Source organism: Nonomuraea sp. NPDC050536, assembly GCF_044457685.1.
Taxonomy (GTDB): Bacteria; Actinomycetota; Actinomycetes; order Streptosporangiales; family Streptosporangiaceae; genus Nonomuraea.
Genome location: NZ_JBITHD010000009.1, coordinates 337,910 through 355,436 on the forward strand (window position 1 = coordinate 337,910; position 17,527 = coordinate 355,436).

Sequence of the window (17,527 nt, forward strand, 5' to 3'; positions counted from 1 at the left end):
GGATGACGCAGCTGCTGGTGTTCCCCGAGCGGGACGACGCCGAAGAGGTGGCGCGGAGGCTGGGTGAGCGGTATCCGGAGCTCGGCGCGCCCCGGGTGGTGCGCGAGACGCTCGCGGGGGAGGACGACGCCGAGGACGCGCAGTGGGTGGTCGAGGCCGACGGGTTCGACCCCGCTGTGGTGGAGGCGCTGGCCTGGGAGCACGACGGGTGGGTCGAGACCGGATGAGCCGCGTGCTGCGGGCTTACTCCGACGCTGAGGCGCTGGCCGTGTTCTCCAAGGACGCCTGAGCTCGGCGCGCCTTCTCGGCCAGCGCGTGCTCGTCGGTGCGCGCGTCGTAGCGCCGGAAGCGCGGCAGCAGCAGGCCGAGCCCGGCCACCGCGCCGACGCACAGCGCCCCGCCCAGCCCCAGCGAGAAGCGCGCCCCGCCGAGCTGGGCCATCAGGCCCGCCCGCGCGTTGCCCAGCATCGGGCCGCTGGCGTAGGACAGCAGCTCGATGCCGGCCAGCCTGCCGCGCAGCTCGTTCGGGATCGTCTGGTTCCACATCGTCGAGCGGAAGATCCCGCTGATCATGTCCGCCGCGCCGGCCAGCGCCAGGCAGGCGAACACCGCCCACACGTTCGGGATCGCCGCGGCCAGCGCCACCGCGACCCCCCAGATCGCCGCGGCCAGGATCACGCCGAGCCCGTGGTGGTGCACGCGCGAGGTCCAGCCGCCGGTCAGCGAGGCGATCAGCGAGCCCACCGAGCTGGCCGAATACAGCAGACCCAGGGCTCCCGGCGCGCCCAGCTCGTCGGCCAGGAACGGGAACAGCGCCGTCGACATCGCGAACACCATCGCCGCGATGTCGACCAGGTAGGTGCCCACCAGGTCGCTGCGCCGTACCGCGTAGCGCACGCCCTCCACCATTGACCGCAGCGAGGCGGGCTCGGCGTCCTCGGCGGCCGGGGCCGAGGCGATCCGCCACAGCAGCACCAGCGACAGCACGAAGCTGACCGCGTCGATCGCGTAGGCGGTGGCCGCGCCGAACGCCGTCACCAGGAGCCCGCCCACGGCCGGGGCCACGATCGCGCCGAAGTTCCACCGCAGGCTCGTCAGCACCGCCGCCGCGCCCAGCTGGTCGTGCCGCACCACCTGCGGGATCAGCGCCTCCATGCTGGGGCGCTGCAGGCAGGCGATGCCGGTCGAGATCGCGCCCACCACGTACAGCACCCAGGCCTGCGGGTGCGGCAGCAGCGCGTTGACCATCAGCAGGGACGAGGTGACCAGCAGCCCGAGCTCGCTGAGCAGGATGACCTTGCGCCGGTCGAGCGCGTCGGCGATCGCGCCGCCCCACAGCCCGCAGATCACCATCGGCACGAACTCCGCCAGGCTCACCAGGCCGACGGCCAGGTAGGAGCCGGTCAGCTGCTTCATCTGGTACGGCACGGCCACCATCGTGATGAACGTGCCGAACATGGTGATCACGCCGGAGGCCATCAGCAGCCGGAAATCGCGCGATGCGCGCAGCGGCCCGAGGTCGAGCGCGAGATGACGGAGCAGGCGTCGTAGCTGATCGGACACGAAGCCACATTGTGCGGTGCGGTCGCGGGGCCGGGCAAATGATTTTCCGCGCAACAGCAAGCCCCCCGGGACGGTGTCCCGGGGGGCTGTCATACCAGGGTTCAGGCGGCGGGCACCTTGTCCAGGAACCCGAGCACCCTGCGGATCCTGCCGTCCTCGGCCAGCTGCACCACGTCGAAGCCGACCACCACCGGCTCCTGCCCCTCGGGGCCCAGGTGCCAGGTGAAGCGGGCGACGTCGTGGTGGGCGTCGTAGACCTCACCCGCGCTGAAGACGAAGCCCTGGAACATGCCCTGCGCTCCCTCGATCACCGCCGCGATCGCCTCGTGCCCTGCGACGTCGGCCAGCGGGTCGGTGTAGGTGCCGTCCTCGGTCCACAGCTCGGCCACGGCCTTGGCGCGGGCGTCGGCGTCGGTCTCGTTCCAGGCGGCGATGTAGCGCTCAACGATGGTCATGATGTGTCCTCTCAGTGATATTGCGGGTTTAGGTACAGGGGCCCTTCCGGGCCGTGGCTAGCGGGTCCTGCGCAGGCCCATGATCTGGATCTCGGCGAAGACCCCGACCACCAGCGCCTGGGCGATGGCCCAGATCGCGCCCAGCGTCGTGAGGTCCAGCGCCCCGGCGATCACGGCGGCGACGCTGGCCAGGGTCCAGACGATGTTGAGGCCGATGACGGCCTTGATTCCCGCCGGGCTGATCGTGGCGCGGGTGGCCAGGAAGCCGACGGCCGCGCCGTACACCAGCAGGAAGACGCCGATCTCGCGCAGCACCGCCGGCGCCGGGCCGAGCAGGTCGCCCACGGGGCCCGCGGCCACGAGGTAGACCAGCCCGTTGACGCCGGTGACGACGGCGTCGAGGGCCAGCGCGATGCGCAGGAACTTGGTGCGGTCGGCGGTGGCGGTCAGGAAGGTCATCTCGGGCTCCTCGTTGCGTTCTTGCGGACATGAGAACCGTGTCATTCACCGCATAGGCGGCGCGATTACGCGCCAGGTAATGCGACCCGCTATGTCCGCCGTGACCTGCAAGAACAAAAACCTCAAAAGACTCAACCCCAGGGCGGAGTGGGTGCCAAAAGACCCAACCCCAGGGCGGAGTTGGGTGCGAAAAGACCCGCCCCCGGGGTGGGGGCGGGTCGTGGGAGGGTGGGTCAGCCGCGCGCCTTCCGAGGCAGGAGGAAGCCGATCGCGAAGGCCAGCGCCGTCAGCGCGAGCGTGATCAGGATGGTCACCTGGGCGGCGTGCACCGCGACCAGGGGAGCGGTGCCGGGAGCGTGCGCCCCGATCCGGCCGAAGAAGACCGTGCCCAGAACCGCCACGCCCAGGGAGGCGCCGAGCTGCTGGATGCTCTCCAGCGCCCCGGCCGCGGAGCCCACCTCGTGGTCCTCGACCTCGCCCATGATGATGTCGAACAGCGGCACGAAGATCATGCCCATCCCCGCGCCGAAGGCGAACATCGGGACGATCAGGTGCCACGCCGCCACCCCGGAGCCGGCCAGCTGGAACACCGCGTACAGCGCGACCAGCCCCACCGCCATCAGGGCCAGGCCCACGTGCAGGATCCGGCGGCCGAGCTTCGCGGTCTTGGTGGCCGCGAAGCCCGTGCCGAGGAAGGCGCCGACCGCCCAGCTCGACATCGTCAGCGTCGCGCGCAGCGCCGAGTAGCCCAGCCCGAGCTGCAGGAACATCCCGGTGGCCAGCGAGAACCCGCACACCGCGCCGAAGAAGACGATCACGAAGAGCACGCCGGAGGTGTAGGAGCGCTTGGCGAACACGCTCGGCTCGACCAGGGTGTCGGCACCGGCCCGCTTGCGGCGCAGCTGGTGGACGCCGAAGGCGGCGAACAGCGGGACCGAGGCGCCCATCATCGCCAGCGTCCAGGCCGGCCAGCCCAGCTCGCGACCCTGCACCAGCGGGAAGATCAGCAGCATCATCGCGGCGCCCGCCAGCACCACACCGGCCAGGTCGAGCCGGGTCGAGCGGGCGGCGGAGGGTACGGACGGCAGCACCTTGGCCCCGGTGGCCAGCGCGAACGCGCCGAGCGGCAGGTTGATCAGGAAGATCATCCTCCAGCCGGTGCCCAGCAGGTCGGCGTCCACGAGCACCCCGGCGACGATCGGGCCGAGGATCGTGGCCAGCCCGATCACCGGGCCGAACGCGCCGAAGGCCTTGCCCAGTTCGTTCGGCGGGAACATGTCGCGGATCAGGCCGAAGCCCTGCGGGATCAGCATCGCGCCGAAGAGCCCTTGCACCACGCGCGCCGCGATGAGCACCTCGGGCGTGGGGGCCAGCGCGCAGGCCAGCGAGGTGAGCACGAAGCCGGCCGTGCCGATCATCATCATCCGCTTGCGGCCGAACATGTCGCCGAACCGCCCGCCGGTCAGCAGCCCGACGGCCAGGGCGAGGGTGTAACCGGCGGCGATCCACTGCAGGCTGGCGTATCCGCCGCCCAGGTCGGCGCGGATGGCGGGGCCGCCCACGTTGACCACGGTCGAGTCGAGCAGGTTCATCAGCGTCGCCGACAGCACGGCGAACAGGCCCAGCCAGCGGCGCTTGTCCGGGGCTGCTACGGGGGCGGCGGGCGCCTCGAGGATCGCGGTCACTGGACTTCCTTCCTTGGAACGGATTGCTCTGTTCTAAGTTCAGATTATCGGAACGGAATGATTTATTCCATACATGAGAGCAAAGTAATCGTCTGAACTCGCTGCGTGACGATGACGGGAGCGGCATAGTTAGGCACTGCCGTTTTCGCAGGTCACGTGCGGAGGAGAGGCATACGTGGGGTTGTTGCGCAGGATCAGGAAGGCGGGCCGCCTGGCCGAGCCGCCGCTGGAACGTGCCGAAGGCCCCGGCGAGTTCGCCGGGTCGGTACAGATCCGGCACGTGGACGCGGGCTCGTGCAACGGCTGCGAGGTCGAGATCGCCTCGGCCTTCGGCCCGGTCTACGACGCCGAGCGGTACGGCGCGCGGCTGGTGGCCTCGCCCCGCCACGCCGACGTGCTGCTGGTGACCGGCCCGGTGACGCGCAACATGGAGGTGGCGCTGCGCCGCACCTACGAGGCCGTGCCCGAGCCTCGCCGGGTCATCGCGCTGGGCGACTGCGCGCGCGACTGCGGGGTGTTCGCGGGAGCGTACGGCGTGGCGGGCTCGGTGTCCGACGTGCTGCCGGTCGACGTCGAGGTCCGCGGCTGCCCGCCACGGCCCGAGGCCATCATCGACGCGCTGCGCGGGATGACCGGCCGATGACGGTCTACGCGTGGGCGCTGGGCCTGTGCCTGGCCTCGGCCCTGCTCGGCCTCGTCCGCGGCCCGGGCGCCTTCGGGCGGGCCGCAGCAGGCGTGGTGCTGGCCGCGGCGGGCGGCTGCGCGGCCGTCGCAGGCTGCCAGGCCATGCTGGGTCATGGCTGGTCGGCCTGGCTGCCATGGTTGCTGCCACTGTCAGGGGTACGGCTGGCCCTCGACCCCGTGGGCGGGCTGTTCACCGCCATCACGGGCGCGGTCACCCTCTGCGCGGCCGTCTACGGCATCGGCCACAGACCGGGCCGCGGCCGGGCCGTGGTCCCGCTCTTCGTGGCCGCCATGCTGCTGGTGCCCGCGGCCGCCGGCGTGAGCACGTTCCTGGCGTGCTGGGAGCTGATGGCCGTCACCTCGCTCATCCTCGTCCTGGCCGAGCACCGCGAACGACCCGAGGTCGCCAGGGCCGGCCTCTGGTACGGCGTGATGACCCAGCTCGGCCTGGTCGGCATCCTGTGCGGCCTGTGCTACCTGGCCGCCGAAGCCGGGGGAGAGTCCTTCGACCAGCTGCGCGCCGCGACCCTCAGCCCCGCCGAGCGTAACGTGATCTTCCTGGCGACCCTGCTGGGCTTCGCGTCGAAGGCCGGGATCGTCCCCCTGCACGTCTGGCTCCCCAGGGCCTACCCCGAAGCCCCGAGCCCGGCCGCCACTCTCATGAGCGGCGCCATGGTCAACCTCGGCGTCTACGGCATCGTCCGGGTCGGGCTCGACCTGCTGCGCGGCGGGCCCGGCTGGTGGTGGTGGATCGTGCTCGCCCTCGGCGCCCTGTCCGCGCTGTACGGCGTGCTGCAGGCCGCCATGGCCACCGATGTGAAACGCCTGCTCGGCTACTCCTCGACCGAGAACATGGGCCTGGTCCTCATCGGCGTCGGAGCCGCCGGGTTCTTCGCCGCCGACGGCGCCACCCTGCTGGCCGGGCTCGCGCTCACCGCGGGGCTGCTGCACGTGGTCAACCACGCCGCGTTCAAGACGCTGCTGTTCCAGGCCGCCGGCTCGGTCCAGCAGGCCACCGGCACCCGCGACCTGGACGCCCTCGGCGGGCTCCGGACGAGCATGCCGTACACCACCATGCTGTTCGCGGTCGGGGCGATCTGCGCGTCGGCGCTGCCGCCGGGCAACGGGTTCGTCAGCGAGTGGCTGCTGCTGCAGAGCCTCATCCACGCGCTGCCGTCCTCGGGCGTGGCGGGCGCGGTCACGATGCCGCTGGCCGTGGGCGCGATCGCGCTGTCGGCGGGGCTGGCGGTGGCCACGTTCGTGAAGGCGTTCGGCGTCGGGTTCCTGGCCAGGCCGCGCGGCGCCGGGGCCGAGCGGGCCGTGGAGAGCCCGCGGCCGATGGTGTGGGGGATGGCGCTGGCCGCCGCGGCGTGCCTGTTCCTCGCGCTCAACCCGACGCTGGTCGCGCCCGCGCTGGCCGGAGCCGTCGGGCGGGTGATCCCGGAGGAGGGCGCCGTCGCCGGCGAGGTGACGATGCGGCTGACCAGGATCACCGCGTCGATCTCGCCGCTGCTCATCGCCTTCACGCTGTGCTGCTCGGTGGCCGTGCTGGCGCTGCTGGTCCGCCTGGTGGCGGGGCGCAGGCAGCGCCGCACGGCCCGGATGTGGGACTGCGGCGCCGGCCCGATGTCGGCCCGCACCGAATACACCGCCACCTCCTTCGCCGAGCCGCTGCAGCGGGTCTTCGTCGACGCGCTGCAGCCCGAGAGCGCCATCGACGTGGTCGCCGTCGAGGAGTCCGGCTACCTCGTCGAGCACGTCGACTTCCGCTCCCGCGTGCCCGACCGGGTCGAGCGGCGGCTGTACGAGCCGGTGCTGGCCGCCGTGACCGCGCTCGGGCAGCGGGCGCGCCGCCTGGCCGACGGCAGTGTCCACCGTTATCTGTCCTACGGCTTCTACGCGCTGACCGGGGCGCTGATCGTGCTGGCGGTGATCTCGTGAACTGGACCGGCATGATCATCCAGCTCGTCCTCGTCGCGGGCGGCGCGCCGCTGCTGGTCGGCGTGATGCGGCAGATCCGCGCCCGGCTCGAGGGCCGCGCCGGGGCCGGGATCCTGCAACCCTGGCGCGACCTGCGCAAACTCACCCGTAAGCAGGCCATCACCCCTGACGGCACCGGCTGGGTGTTCAGGTCCGCGCCGCTTTTGCTGGCGGGGACGGCCCTGGTCGTGGCCGCCGTCGTGCCGCTGGTCACCGCCGGCTCGCCGCTGGACGACATGGCCGACCTGTTCGCCGTCACCGCCCTGCTCGCGCTCGGCTCGGTTGCGCTCGCGCTGGGCGGCATCGACACGGGCACCGCCTTCGGCGGCATGGGCGCCAGCCGCGAGATGACCGTGCTCGCCCTGGTCGAGCCCACGATCCTGCTGTCGGTGTTCGCCCTGTCCGTACGCGTCGGCACGACCAACCTGGGGGCCATCGTCACCGCCACCGCCGGCAGCCCGCTGTCGGTGATCTCCCCGGTGAGCCTGTTGGCCGCCGTCGCGCTCGGCGTGGTCACCCTCGCCGAGGCGGGCCGCATCCCGGTCGACAACCCCTCGACCCACCTCGAGCTCACCATGATCCACGAGGCGATGATCCTCGAATACTCCGGTCCCGACCTGGCGCTCATCGAATGGGCCTCGGCGATGCGGCTCACCGTCATGCTCGGGCTGCTGGCCAGCCTGTTCGCGCCGCTGGGCATCGCCACCGCCGGCGCGGGGCCCGCGGCGCTGGCCGTGGCGAGCGCCGCGTTCGCCGGCAAGGTCACCGTGCTGGGCGGGGCGCTGGCCGCAGGAGAGGTGTTCATGGCCAAGATCCGCCTGTTCCGCGTCCCCGAACTGCTCGCCGGGTCGTTCCTCATGGCCCTGCTGGCGGTCGCCGCCTCCTTCTTCCTGGCGTGAGGTGACCATGTACGTCAAGGCTCTCGACCTGGCCTGCGGGGCCTTCCTGCTCACCGGCGTGCTCGTGCTGTGGCGGCGCGACCTGTCGGCCATCGTGTGGCTGTTCGGACTCCAGGGTGTCGCGCTCGGGGCGATCATCGTGATCCGCGGCCTGCACGAAGGAACGCTCGAGCTGCTGGCGCTCGGCGTGGGCGTCGGGCTGCTGCGGGCGCTGGTGCTGCCGTTCCTGATGCGCCGCGCCCTGGCCGCCGGCGAGGAGCGGCTGGAGACGCGCCCGCTGGTCGGCGTCGGCACCTCGCTGCTGGTGGCGGCCGTGCTGACCATGCTCGCCTACGCCGTCTCCCAGCCGCTGGTACGGCTGTCGCCCACGCCCGCCACCCAGGCCGTGCCGATCGCGCTGACCGTGCTGCTGGTGGGCTTCTTCGTGCTGGTGACCCGGCGGCGGGCCCTGTCGCAGGTCGTCGGGTTCCTGCTGATGGACAACGCGATCACGGCGGCGGCGTTCCTGACGACCAGCGGGGTTCCGCTCGTGGTGGAGCTCGGGGTCTCGCTCGACGTGCTGCTCGCCGTACTGGTGCTGAAGGTGCTGACCACCCGGATGCGGGCCGCGTTCGGCGGCACCGACCTGGACGAGCTGCGGGAGCTGCACGACTGATGAACCTGCTGGTGATCGCCCCGGTGGGGCTGCCGCTGCTGGCGGCGCTCGGATACGCGCTGCTCGGCTGGAACCGGGTGACCGCCTGGCTCGGCGCGCTGGCCGCCGCCGGCGTGCTCGGCGCGGCGCTGGCCCTGGCCCGCTCCGGGACCGGTGAGGCGCTGTGGGGGCTGGCGCGGGTGGATCCGCTCAGCGCGTTCATGCTGATCGTGATCGGGGTCGTGGCGCTGCTCGCGATGCTGGCCAGCCCCGCCTACCTGGCCGCCGAGCTCGCCGCGGGGCACACCGGGCACCGGGCGGCCCGGCGGTACGGGGTGTTCACGCAGTGCTTCGTGGCGGCCATGGCCACGGCCGTGCTCGCCGCCAGCCTCGGCGTGCTGTGGGTGGCGGTCGAGGCCACCACGATCCTGACCGCCTTCCTGGTCGGCCACCGGCGCACCCGCAAGGCGACGGAGGCCGCGTGGAAGTACGTGGTGATCTGCTCCGTCGGGATCGCGCTCGCGCTGTTCGGGCTGGTGATCGTGCACTACGCCGCCGTGCACGCCGGGCTGTCGTCGCCGGCCGGGCTCGACTGGCGGTCGCTGGCCGGGCACGCCTCCGCGCTCGACCCCGGGGCCACGCGGATCGCGGTGGTGCTGCTGGTGCTCGGGTTCGGGACCAAGGCCGGGCTGGCGCCCATGCACGCCTGGCTGCCCGACGCGCACAGCCAGGCGCCCGCGCCGGTCTCCGCACTGATGTCCGGGGTGCTGCTGTCGGTGGCCTTCTACGCCGTCCTGCGGGTCAAGGTGATCTCCGACGGGGCGCTGGGTCCGGGGTTCGCCCGGATGCTGCTGGTCGTGGTGGCGCTCGCCTCGCTGCTCGTGGCGGCGGCCCTGCTGATCGGGCAGCGCGACTACAAGCGGCTGCTGGCCTACTCCAGCATCGAGCACATGGGCGTGATCGCGCTCGGCGCCGCCGTGGGCAACCCGCTGGCGCTGGCCGCGGTGCTACTGCACATGCTGGGACACGGGCTCGGCAAGTCGGTGCTGTTCATCGGGGCCGGGCACATCCAGCAGGCCTCGGGCAGCAGCGACATCGCCGCCGTGCGCGGGCTGGCTCGCCGGGCGCCGGTGCTCGCCGGGGTGTTCGGGGCCGGGGCGCTGGCACTGCTCGGGTTCCCGCCGTTCAGCCTGTTCTCCAGCGAGCTGGGGATCGCCAGGGCCGGGTTCGGTGCGGGGCTGGGGTGGGTGGTGGCGGTCGCGCTGGCGCTCATGCTCGTGGTCCTGGCGGGGATCGGAGGGGGAGTGGGGCGCATGCTCCTGGGCGGATCTGCTCGACGGTCTTCTTCTGGCGGCGTCCCTGGTGCTTTCGGCGGGATGACAAGGCGGCTGCGGTTGCGGAGCGTGGGGGTGCCGCTGGTCGCGGGGCTGCTGGCGTGCGCGGCGCTGGGGGTCGCGCTCGGGCCGCTTCGGGACGTGCTGAGCGCCGCCGCCGGGGTGGTGGCCAGGTGATCGTCGACCTGGGGCCCGGCGAGCTGCCCGACGTGGCGGCCGACCTGTTCGGGCAGGGATACCGCATCGCGCTGGTCTCCGCGGCCGTGGCCGGCGCCGGTTACCGGCTCGTCTACCTCTTCACGGCCGCCGATCCTGCCCGCCGTACCGAACTGCACGTGCACCTGGACAGCCCTGCGGTGCCCAGCCTGGCCGCGCTGTCGTTCCCCACGGGGCGCTTCGAGCGCGAGATCCGCGACCTGTACGGCATCACGCCCGAGGGCCACCCGCTGCCGCGGCGGCTGGTCAGGCACCACCACTGGCCGCGCGGCTGGTATCCGATGCTGCCCGACGCGGGACCGCCGCCGGGCTTCGGCGACCCAGAGGGGCCCTACCCGTTCGGCGAGGTGGAGGGCGACGGCGTCTACGAGATCCCCGTCGGCCCCGTGCACGCAGGGATGATCGAGCCCGGACACTTCCGCTTCTCGGTGGTGGGGGAGACGATACTCAAGCTCAAGGCCCGCCTCTGGTTCGTGCACAAGGGCGTCGAGCAGCTCTTCGAGGGCCGCCGCCCGGAGGAGGCGCTGCCGCTGGCCGAACGCGTCAGCGGCGACACGTCCGTCGGGCACGCCCTGGCGTACTGCCTGGCCGTCGAGGAGGCCACCGCCACGCCCGTCGATCCCGACGCGCAGCGCGGCAGGGCGATCCTGCTGGAGCTCGAACGCCTCTACAACCACGTCACCGACCTGGGCGCGCTCTGCAACGACGTCGCCCACAGCGTGCTGCAGTCACACTGCGGCAGCGTCCGCGAGCAGCTGCTGCGGATCAACGCCGAGGTCACAGGGCACAGACTGCTGCGCGGCGGCGTCCGGCTCGGCGGCGCCCACCTGCGCTGCCTGCCCGACCCCGGACGCCTGGCCGCGCTGGGCGCGGAGCTGGAGGAGATCGTCGGGCTGGCGCTCGGCCACGGCGTCGTCTCCGACCGCTTCACCGGCACCGCCGTCCTCACCCGGCAGGCGGCCACGGACCTCGGCACGCTCGGCTACGTCGCCCGCGCCAGCGGCCTCGACCAGGACGCCCGCCGCGATCACCCCTTCGTCGACCTGGGGCCCTTTCCCGTCGCCCGCCGCGCCACCGGCGACGTGCTCGCCCGCTTCCAGGTCAGAGCCGACGAGATCGCCACCTCGATCGACCTCATCACCCGCCTCACCTCGGCCACTCCGGAATGGCGGCTGCACGACGGCCCCCGCGGCTCGGGTGTCGGGATCGTGGAAGGCTGGCGCGGCACCATCGTCCACCGCGTCGAGCTGGCGTCCGGCGGCACGATCACCCGCGCCAAGCTCGTCGACCCGTCGTTCTTCAACTGGCCCGCCCTCCCGGTCGCCTTGGGCGGCGCCATCGTCCCCGACTTCCCCCTGGTCAACAAGAGCTTCAACCTCTCCTACGCCGGCAACGACCTCTAACGGCGGGCATGCCTTCCGCAGGGTGAGACGCGCGACCAGCAGATGAGACGTGCGGATATTGTGGCGATATGTCGCTCAAGTCCGTGCGGGTCGCGGCCGTCTACGCGGGCGGGTTGCTCGGCCCGCTCGGGGGTGGCGTGGTCGCACCGATGCTCCCCCTGGTCGCCGGATCCCTGCGGACCACCACGGGAGCCGTGGCCACCGCCCTGACCGCGTACTTCATCCCGTTCGCCGTGCTCCAGCTCGTCTCCGGGACGCTGGGTGAGCGGTGGGGGCGGCGCCGGAGCGTGCGGATCGCCTACCTCGTCTACGCCCTGGCCTCGCTGGCGTGCGCGCTCGCGCCGGGCCTGCTGCCGTTCCTGGCCGCCAGGGCGGCGCAGGGCGCGGCCAACGCGTTCACCTCGCCGCTGCTGCTTGCGGGACTCGCCGGGATGGTGCCCAGAGAGCGGCTCGGCCGGGCCGTCGGCCGGTACTCCAGCTGCCAGGCCGCGGGCCAGTCGTTCGCGCCGCTGGTGGGCGGGCTGGCGGCGGCCGTCGAGTGGCGGATCGGGTTCGCCGTCGTGGCCGTCACCGCGGTGCTGCTCTCCCTGGCGCCGCCGCCCGGCGATCCGCGTCCCGGTGCCGCCTCGCCGCCGTGGCGGCCGCTGGCCGGACGGCGGGTGGTGCTGCTGTCGCTGTCGGCCATGCTGACGTACGCGGGCTCGGCCGGGCTGGCGTTCCTGGTCGCCATCTACGCCGCCGACCGGCTGCGGCTGCCGTCGGAGGCCGTCGGGCTGGTGCTGGTCGGCTTCGGGGTGGCCGGGCTGGTGCTGGGCTCGGTCTGGGGTGCCGTGTCCGAACGCTTCGGCGACCGGCGCTGTGCGGTGCTGGCCACCGTACTGACAGCGCTGCTCATCGCCCTCGTCGGCTGGACCGGGGCGTCCGGCTGGCTGGCCGCCTGCTGGACGCTCGCGGGGGCCGCGGCGTCGCTGCTCATCGTCGCCCTGCAGACGCTCGCGGCCCGTGCCGTCCCCGGCAACACGGGCGGGGCGCTGTCGGTGGTCGCGGCCTTCCGCTTCGGCGGTGGCGCGCTCGCGCCGCTGGCCTGGCTTCCGCTCTATGCCGTCGCCCCGCCGCTGGCTTTCGCCGGCGCCGCGGTCACGACCCTGCTCGCCGTACCTCTCCTCGCGGCCCTGCCCGGCCCCTCCACCGGTACGGCCGACACCACCAAGCCCCACTCCGCCACCACCTGTCCGTCCTGATTTCCGCCACGGCCTGTCCGTCCTGATTTCGCCTCGTGGCCTGTACGGCAAGCCGCCGCCACCGGCCGCCCGCCGTACTTCGGCTCATGGCCTGTGGCCGGCGCTACCGGCGAGTCGATGCCACTTGCCCGCCGAAACGGCGTCACGTGGCCGTGGCTCCCCGGTCGCGGGGTTCCGGCCGCACGCCCGTTGAGCGTCGGCGGCACTGGTCGTGCGCCCTGAACGCCGGGAGTTCGGTGGAAGCGGGCGCGAAGTGTCGGTAGCGGCCGTTAGTGTCGCCATGCAGTCGAACCGCTACGAGGAGTGAGCGATGGATCTGCTTGAGCGCGCCTGCGAGCTGAAGCCCGAGCTGGTGCACTACGCGACGTCCGGCCGTTTCGCCAGGGAGCTGAGCGTCGTGCTCGACCGGTTCTACGCCGACGGCGCGGCGCCCGACGAGGCGGCGGCGTTCCTGCCGGTCGACTTCTTCGTCCACCAGCACCGCCTGCCCGGTGGCGACACGGTCATCGACCGCTTCCTCGACGACCATCCCGGGCTCGACGACGTCTCCCGCGATCTGCTGCTGAGCTGGAAGGACGTGGTGGAGGGCGTCTTCGAGGTACGCGGCCACGACCACGACACCGCCACGCTGCACAACCTCGTCGACGAGCTCACCTACCAGGCCCGCTCCAACCTCGGCGCGGGCGCGTTCGAGCCGCTCAGTCCCGGCATGTTCGTCGTCGGCCGGCTGATCCCGCTGGGGGAGGAGTGGCTGATCAGCGGCACCCCGGCCGTCCACCCCGCCGATGCCCGGCAGACGCTGGTGAGCGTGGCCGCCCACGTCGCCCTCGCCAACCCCGCCTACGTCTTCCGCAACCCCGAGGCGCTGGCCACGGCCAGGCGGCTGCAGAGCGAGCAACGCCGCTGCTTCGTCGCGTACTTCGGCACCGACCAGGTGGTGTGCCCGGGTTCCGAGGTCGAGGAGCGCATGCGCGGCTACCTGGCCTACCAGTCGGACAGGATCCCGTCCGCGGGCACGCAGCCGGTCTTCGAGGTCCCCGGGCACGTGCGGTCGTCCGACACCGTGGCCCTGATCTTCGACGAGACCCACGGCTTCGCCTACTACCGCGACTTCGGACGCCTCGAGGAGATCTTCGCCGATCCCCGCCTCCTCGACCGCCGGCCGTACCGCGACCTGCTCAGCGGCTATCTGCGCGGCGACGAGGTCTCACCCGTGCCTCTCGTACGGCTGGCCGAACGCGACCCCGCCCGCGCCGACGCCGTCTTCGCCAAGCTCCTGGGCCGGTCGGGCTTCCGCTGGGACCGCAGCGGCGAAGCCCTCCTCCGCACCCACAAACCCGCCCACTACACCGCCCCCCACCTCCCCAATCTCACCCCCACCACCCAAGCCATCACCGACCACCTCACCCTCCCCACCACATAACCCACCCAGCGCGCCGCCCCGCCCGCCCCCTCCCCGCCGTCGGGCGCCGGGGTGCTTGGACGTCGGCGCGTGGATGAGGGCCGCGCGCTTGTGAGCAGTCGCGAGTTGCGGTGCGTGGTGGCCGTAGCGGTGCGGCGGCGTCGTGGTGGGCGGAGGCCGTAGTGGTGCAGCGGGGTCGTGGTGGGCGGCAGCCGTGGCGCGCGGCAGGTGCGCTGGGGCATGCCGCATCACGATGGGCTCGGGCGGCGACGATGGCGCGGGGTGGTGTCCGGGTGCGTGACCCGCGCGGTGGTGAGTGGGGTGTTCGGGGTATGAAGGGTGGGCCGCCCGGGGACGGCTTGGGGGCTAGGGCCTGTACGGACTTCTGATCTTTAGACGGGTTGGAGGCTTCGGATCCACAAGATGGCTCCGCGGAGATGAAGGCCGGCCAGGTAGCTTGCGGGAGTCTTGTCGAAGCGGAAGGCCAGCCCGCGCCACTCCTTGATCCGGTTGATGCAGCGTTCGGCCGTGTTGCGCTGCTTGTAGAGGTCGGGATCATGGCTGATCGGACGGCCGCCGCGGGAGCCGCGCTTCTTGCGGTGGGCCGCCTGGTCGGCCTTCTCCGGGATGACCGCCTTGATGCCGCGTCGGCGCAGATACGTGCGATTACCTCGGGAGGAGTACGCCTTATCGGCAGCCACTGCGCCCGGCCGGGTGCGGGGGCGTCCGACGGGCAACCGGATCTTGATGCGCTCCAGCACGGGGCGGAACTGCGGACTGTCTCCCGCCTGGCCCGCAGTCAGGACGAAGGACAGCGGACGGCATCGCCGCTCGGCCGACAGATGGACCGGCGACGGCCGCGGCACGGACGCATACACGTTGATCATGTTGGCGCGGCTGAGCCGGGCCCCGCCCCGCCGCTGCTCGACGCCGAACCGCTCCTGCAGGCCGCGGTTCCAGTCGGCGACCCGCTCATCGGTCCACACCAGCGCCTTGGGACGTTCGGCGTTGGGAAGTTCGACCACCGCCGCCGGGTTGAAGTCGATCACCCGATCCTGCTTGATCGCAATATTGAGCGCGTGCCGGAGGGTGGCCCGGATGCGGTGCGGCGTGGCCCCCTGCTGTTTGAGCAGCTCGGCCGCCTGACCGCCGTCGGTGGCCAGGCCAACCAGCAGGTGCTCGGTGAAGACGTAGTCGTCCTCGAGCCGCTTGGCCCGCTGCGCCGCCGTGTTGATCACGGTCAGCAGCTGCCGCAGGCTCGACGGCGCGCTGACCGTGGGCCCCTGTGCCTTCGGCAGCGCCGCGAGCAGCTCCTCCGTCATACGCGTCCTGGCGGCGGGGGCGATGGCGTTGACTGTGACCCCGTAGCGGCCGAGCTCGGCGGCGGCGACCGCGGTGAGGGCCGGCCTCGTCCGGGCAGCCTCGGCCAGTCCAACTAATCCGCAGCCAAGGCCGGCATCCCTCGCTCGCGGCGGCCGGACCGTCGCCTGCCGCCGGCGATGCACATCCAGCACCAGGACGAGCTCGTCGTGTACGGAATTGTCCGGAGTTCTGGAATCGGTCGACAGCCGCGCCGGATGCTGGAGGCACCGGGGCGACCTCAGGCGCCGCTCGCGATCGCATCGAGCACGAAAGGCCGACAATGCGCAAGAAGATCATCGGAGTTGCGAGTCCAGCCTTGGCTCTCGTCAGTATCATGGCGTTCTCAGCGCCCAGCGCGCATGCCAGCACCAGCAGCTATGTCCAGACATCAGAGTGCTCTGCCGTGGTCAATCCGGAGCCTGACGCGCCTCACTGGGGATATGGGTCGGAAGGCCATAACGACGCCGCATGTCGCATCAGCCTCGGGCAGCTCAACACCCATACCTGGGGACAGCAGTGGACGCCTTACACCGTGCATGACTGGGACCCGGCAGGCCCCCTCTACTACGCCGATGGCGTCCACGAACTCGCGGTGTGCATCTGGGACACCACCACCGGGGAGACCAACTGCGGCGACTGGGTGTGGTCCGGGTCCTGATCACGGACGCCTCGTCAGCTGAGTAACAGGGAGCTCCCGAACCGTGGTTCGGGAGCTTCGCGCGGTTCCTCGTGGAGATCTCGGACGATGGGCTCGCCGATGTCCTCACTGGGCGGGTGTCGATCACCCTGGCGTCCACCGGGGTCCCGGATTTGTGGCAGGAACGCCAATGCGCCACGGCATGCCGTAAGGGCAGGAAATGGCCCTTGAGGTGGACGCGGATGACGTCGTCCCACTCCTGTTCCGACATGGACACCAGTGCTCAAGCGCCAAGCCGAAACCGATTGGCTCCCCAGCGAGATCAAGCTCATCCACGGCCGACTCCCCGAGCGCTACCGAGCCCCGATCCAAGACGATCTTCTCCAACGCCTCGGCCCCAACCCTCAGGCCGAGGACCGCGCCAAGGGGGTACCGAACCCCGAACGCCCACACCGCATGATCCTCATCACCACACAAGTGCTCGAACAGTCCCTTGACATCGACGTGGACTTCATGATCACTGACCTTGCGCCCGTCGACCTGATCATCCAACGCCTAGGGCCTGTACGGACTTCTGATCTTTAGACGGGTTGGAGGCTTCGGATCCACAAGATGGCTCCGCGGAGATGAAGGCCGGCCAGGTAGCTTGCGGGAGTCTTGTCGAAGCGGAAGGCCAGCCCGCGCCACTCCTTGATCCGGTTGATGCAGCGTTCGGCCGTGTTGCGCTGCTTGTAGAGGTCGGGATCATGGCTGATCGGACGGCCGCCGCGGGAGCCGCGCTTCTTGCGGTGGGCCGCCTGGTCGGCCTTCTCCGGGATGACCGCCTTGATGCCGCGTCGGCGCAGATACGTGCGATTACCTCGGGAGGAGTACGCCTTATCGGCAGCCACTGCGCCCGGCCGGGTGCGGGGGCGTCCGACGGGCAACCGGATCTTGATGCGCTCCAGCACGGGGCGGAACTGCGGACTGTCTCCCGCCTGGCCCGCAGTCAGGACGAAGGACAGCGGACGGCATCGCCGCTCGGCCGACAGATGGACCTTGCTGGTCAGCCCGCCCCGCGAGCGGCCCAGCGCGGCGGCCTTCAGCTGGAAACTGCGCTGTCGTCGTAACCGTCGTCGTCCGTCTCCGTCTTCGCCGGGGCCGCCGTTGTGGGGGTTTTGCCCCTTTGACGTAGCCCCTTTTCCTGCTCGGCGACCTCTTCCAGCGCCTGGGCCAGCTCGCCGTCCAAGACCATCCCCGCGGCGTGGTGGTGGGCGCGGGCCGTGGTGGAGTCCACGCTGACCAGGTCGAGATCGGCCTGCCCGCGGGCCGCGGCCTCGGCGATCATCGCCTGCATCAGCTGCTCGAAGACACCCGCCATCGCCCAGGACCGGAACCGGTCATAGACGGTGGACCACGGCCCGTACTCCGCGGGTAGATCCCGCCACGGAGTGCCGGTACGAAAGCGCCACATCACCGCGTTGAACTGCTGCCGCAGGTCCGGAATCGGGCCCCGCTCGCCTAACGGCAGGTGAGGCTCGATCAAGGACCATTCCTCATCGGTGAGCTCTCCACGCGCCATGGCGATGGCCTA

15 protein-coding genes and 3 pseudogenes are annotated in these 17,527 nt (G+C 71.7%); 11 read left to right on the forward strand and 7 right to left on the reverse strand.

Features of this window, described 5'->3' with window-relative positions; all coding sequences use genetic code 11:
- Positions 1-2 precede the first annotated feature (2 nt).
- Positions 3-227 (forward strand): hypothetical protein, encoded by a 225-nt coding sequence (locus ACIBHX_RS26320; protein WP_397069893.1) that lies wholly within the window; start codon positions 3-5, stop codon positions 225-227.
- Between the two features lie 16 nt (positions 228-243).
- Here the strand turns inward: ACIBHX_RS26320 and ACIBHX_RS26325 are convergent, their stop codons facing one another.
- The 4 genes from ACIBHX_RS26325 to ACIBHX_RS26340 all read right to left on the reverse strand — a co-directional run bounded on the left by ACIBHX_RS26325 (position 244) and on the right by ACIBHX_RS26340 (position 4,162).
- Positions 244-1,563, reverse strand: coding sequence for an MFS transporter (locus ACIBHX_RS26325; protein WP_397069894.1), 1,320 nt, complete (start codon positions 1,561-1,563; stop codon positions 244-246).
- A 101-nt stretch (positions 1,564-1,664) separates the two neighbouring features.
- On the reverse strand, positions 1,665-2,018 hold the full coding sequence (locus ACIBHX_RS26330) for a nuclear transport factor 2 family protein (protein WP_397069895.1): 354 nt from the start codon (positions 2,016-2,018) through the stop codon (positions 1,665-1,667).
- Positions 2,019-2,075: 57 nt separating this feature from the next.
- Entirely contained in the window at positions 2,076-2,477 is a 402-nt protein-coding gene (locus ACIBHX_RS26335) for a hypothetical protein (RefSeq protein ID WP_397069896.1), read from the reverse strand.
- A gap of 233 nt (positions 2,478-2,710) precedes the next feature.
- Positions 2,711-4,162 carry an MFS transporter gene (locus tag ACIBHX_RS26340; RefSeq protein WP_397069897.1) on the reverse strand — a complete coding sequence of 484 codons (1,452 nt, stop codon included), beginning with the start codon at positions 4,160-4,162 and terminating at the stop codon, positions 2,711-2,713.
- 175 nt (positions 4,163-4,337) lie between these two features.
- Between ACIBHX_RS26340 and ACIBHX_RS26345 the strand changes: the two genes are divergently transcribed.
- The 8 genes from ACIBHX_RS26345 to ACIBHX_RS26380 all read left to right on the forward strand — a co-directional run bounded on the left by ACIBHX_RS26345 (position 4,338) and on the right by ACIBHX_RS26380 (position 13,976).
- Positions 4,338-4,805, forward strand: coding sequence for an NADH-quinone oxidoreductase subunit B family protein (locus ACIBHX_RS26345; protein WP_397069898.1), 468 nt, complete (start codon positions 4,338-4,340; stop codon positions 4,803-4,805).
- A complete protein-coding gene (locus ACIBHX_RS26350) occupies positions 4,802-6,787 on the forward strand; it encodes a proton-conducting transporter membrane subunit (RefSeq protein WP_397069899.1) in 1,986 nt (661 codons plus the stop codon). The genes ACIBHX_RS26345 and ACIBHX_RS26350 overlap by 4 nt, the downstream gene beginning before the upstream one ends.
- Entirely contained in the window at positions 6,784-7,725 is a 942-nt protein-coding gene (locus tag ACIBHX_RS26355) for a respiratory chain complex I subunit 1 family protein (protein ID WP_397069900.1), read from the forward strand. The genes ACIBHX_RS26350 and ACIBHX_RS26355 overlap by 4 nt, the downstream gene beginning before the upstream one ends.
- A 7-nt stretch (positions 7,726-7,732) precedes the next feature.
- Positions 7,733-8,380 carry a hypothetical protein gene (locus ACIBHX_RS26360; protein ID WP_397069901.1) on the forward strand — a complete coding sequence of 216 codons (648 nt, stop codon included), beginning with the start codon at positions 7,733-7,735 and terminating at the stop codon, positions 8,378-8,380.
- Entirely contained in the window at positions 8,380-9,870 is a 1,491-nt protein-coding gene (locus ACIBHX_RS26365; protein WP_397069902.1) for a proton-conducting transporter membrane subunit, read from the forward strand. Before ACIBHX_RS26360 ends, ACIBHX_RS26365 begins: the two co-directional genes overlap by 1 nt.
- On the forward strand, positions 9,867-11,312 hold the full coding sequence (locus ACIBHX_RS26370; protein WP_397069903.1) for an NADH-quinone oxidoreductase subunit C: 1,446 nt from the start codon (positions 9,867-9,869) through the stop codon (positions 11,310-11,312). Before ACIBHX_RS26365 ends, ACIBHX_RS26370 begins: the two co-directional genes overlap by 4 nt.
- Before the next feature lie 68 nt (positions 11,313-11,380).
- A complete protein-coding gene (locus ACIBHX_RS26375; RefSeq protein ID WP_397069904.1) occupies positions 11,381-12,553 on the forward strand; it encodes an MFS transporter in 1,173 nt (390 codons plus the stop codon).
- 310 nt (positions 12,554-12,863) lie between these two features.
- On the forward strand, positions 12,864-13,976 hold the full coding sequence (locus ACIBHX_RS26380; protein ID WP_397069905.1) for a hypothetical protein: 1,113 nt from the start codon (positions 12,864-12,866) through the stop codon (positions 13,974-13,976).
- 371 nt (positions 13,977-14,347) lie between these two features.
- Here the strand turns inward: ACIBHX_RS26380 and ACIBHX_RS26385 are convergent.
- Positions 14,348-14,905: pseudogene (locus ACIBHX_RS26385) on the reverse strand (transposase); the annotation flags it as partial.
- 144 nt (positions 14,906-15,049) lie between these two features.
- Positions 15,050-15,277, reverse strand: a pseudogene (locus ACIBHX_RS26390) (Clp protease N-terminal domain-containing protein); the annotation flags it as partial.
- A gap of 320 nt (positions 15,278-15,597) precedes the next feature.
- Here ACIBHX_RS26390 and ACIBHX_RS26395 point away from each other — a divergent pair.
- Positions 15,598-15,975 (forward strand): hypothetical protein, encoded by a 378-nt coding sequence (locus ACIBHX_RS26395; RefSeq protein ID WP_397069906.1) that lies wholly within the window; start codon positions 15,598-15,600, stop codon positions 15,973-15,975.
- 258 nt (positions 15,976-16,233) lie between these two features.
- The gene (locus ACIBHX_RS26400) at positions 16,234-16,539 is read left to right on the forward strand and encodes a hypothetical protein (RefSeq protein WP_397069907.1); all 306 of its coding nucleotides are present in this window, start codon (positions 16,234-16,236) and stop codon (positions 16,537-16,539) included.
- On the opposite strand, the pseudogene ACIBHX_RS26405 reads toward ACIBHX_RS26400, so the two are convergent.
- Positions 16,536-17,515, reverse strand: a pseudogene (locus ACIBHX_RS26405) (IS5 family transposase). The gene ACIBHX_RS26400 and the pseudogene ACIBHX_RS26405 sit on opposite strands and share 4 nt — an antisense overlap.
- Positions 17,516-17,527: the final 12 nt, after the last annotated feature.

Excerpts from the sequence above, each read along its gene's own strand:
- ACIBHX_RS26320 (WP_397069893.1), top strand. The coding sequence starts at position 3 with ATGACGCAGCTGCTGGTGTTCCCCGAGCGGGACGACGCCGAAGAGGTG.
- ACIBHX_RS26380 (WP_397069905.1), top strand. The coding sequence starts at position 12,864 with ATGGATCTGCTTGAGCGCGCCTGCGAGCTGAAGCCCGAGCTGGTGCAC.
- ACIBHX_RS26350 (WP_397069899.1), top strand. The coding sequence starts at position 4,802 with ATGACGGTCTACGCGTGGGCGCTGGGCCTGTGCCTGGCCTCGGCCCTG.
- ACIBHX_RS26375 (WP_397069904.1), top strand. The coding sequence starts at position 11,381 with ATGTCGCTCAAGTCCGTGCGGGTCGCGGCCGTCTACGCGGGCGGGTTG.
- ACIBHX_RS26360 (WP_397069901.1), top strand. The coding sequence starts at position 7,733 with ATGTACGTCAAGGCTCTCGACCTGGCCTGCGGGGCCTTCCTGCTCACC.
- ACIBHX_RS26395 (WP_397069906.1), top strand. The coding sequence starts at position 15,598 with ATGCGCAAGAAGATCATCGGAGTTGCGAGTCCAGCCTTGGCTCTCGTC.
- ACIBHX_RS26330 (WP_397069895.1), bottom strand. The coding sequence starts at position 2,018 with ATGACCATCGTTGAGCGCTACATCGCCGCCTGGAACGAGACCGACGCC.
- ACIBHX_RS26335 (WP_397069896.1), bottom strand. The coding sequence starts at position 2,477 with ATGACCTTCCTGACCGCCACCGCCGACCGCACCAAGTTCCTGCGCATC.
- ACIBHX_RS26365 (WP_397069902.1), top strand. The coding sequence starts at position 8,380 with ATGAACCTGCTGGTGATCGCCCCGGTGGGGCTGCCGCTGCTGGCGGCG.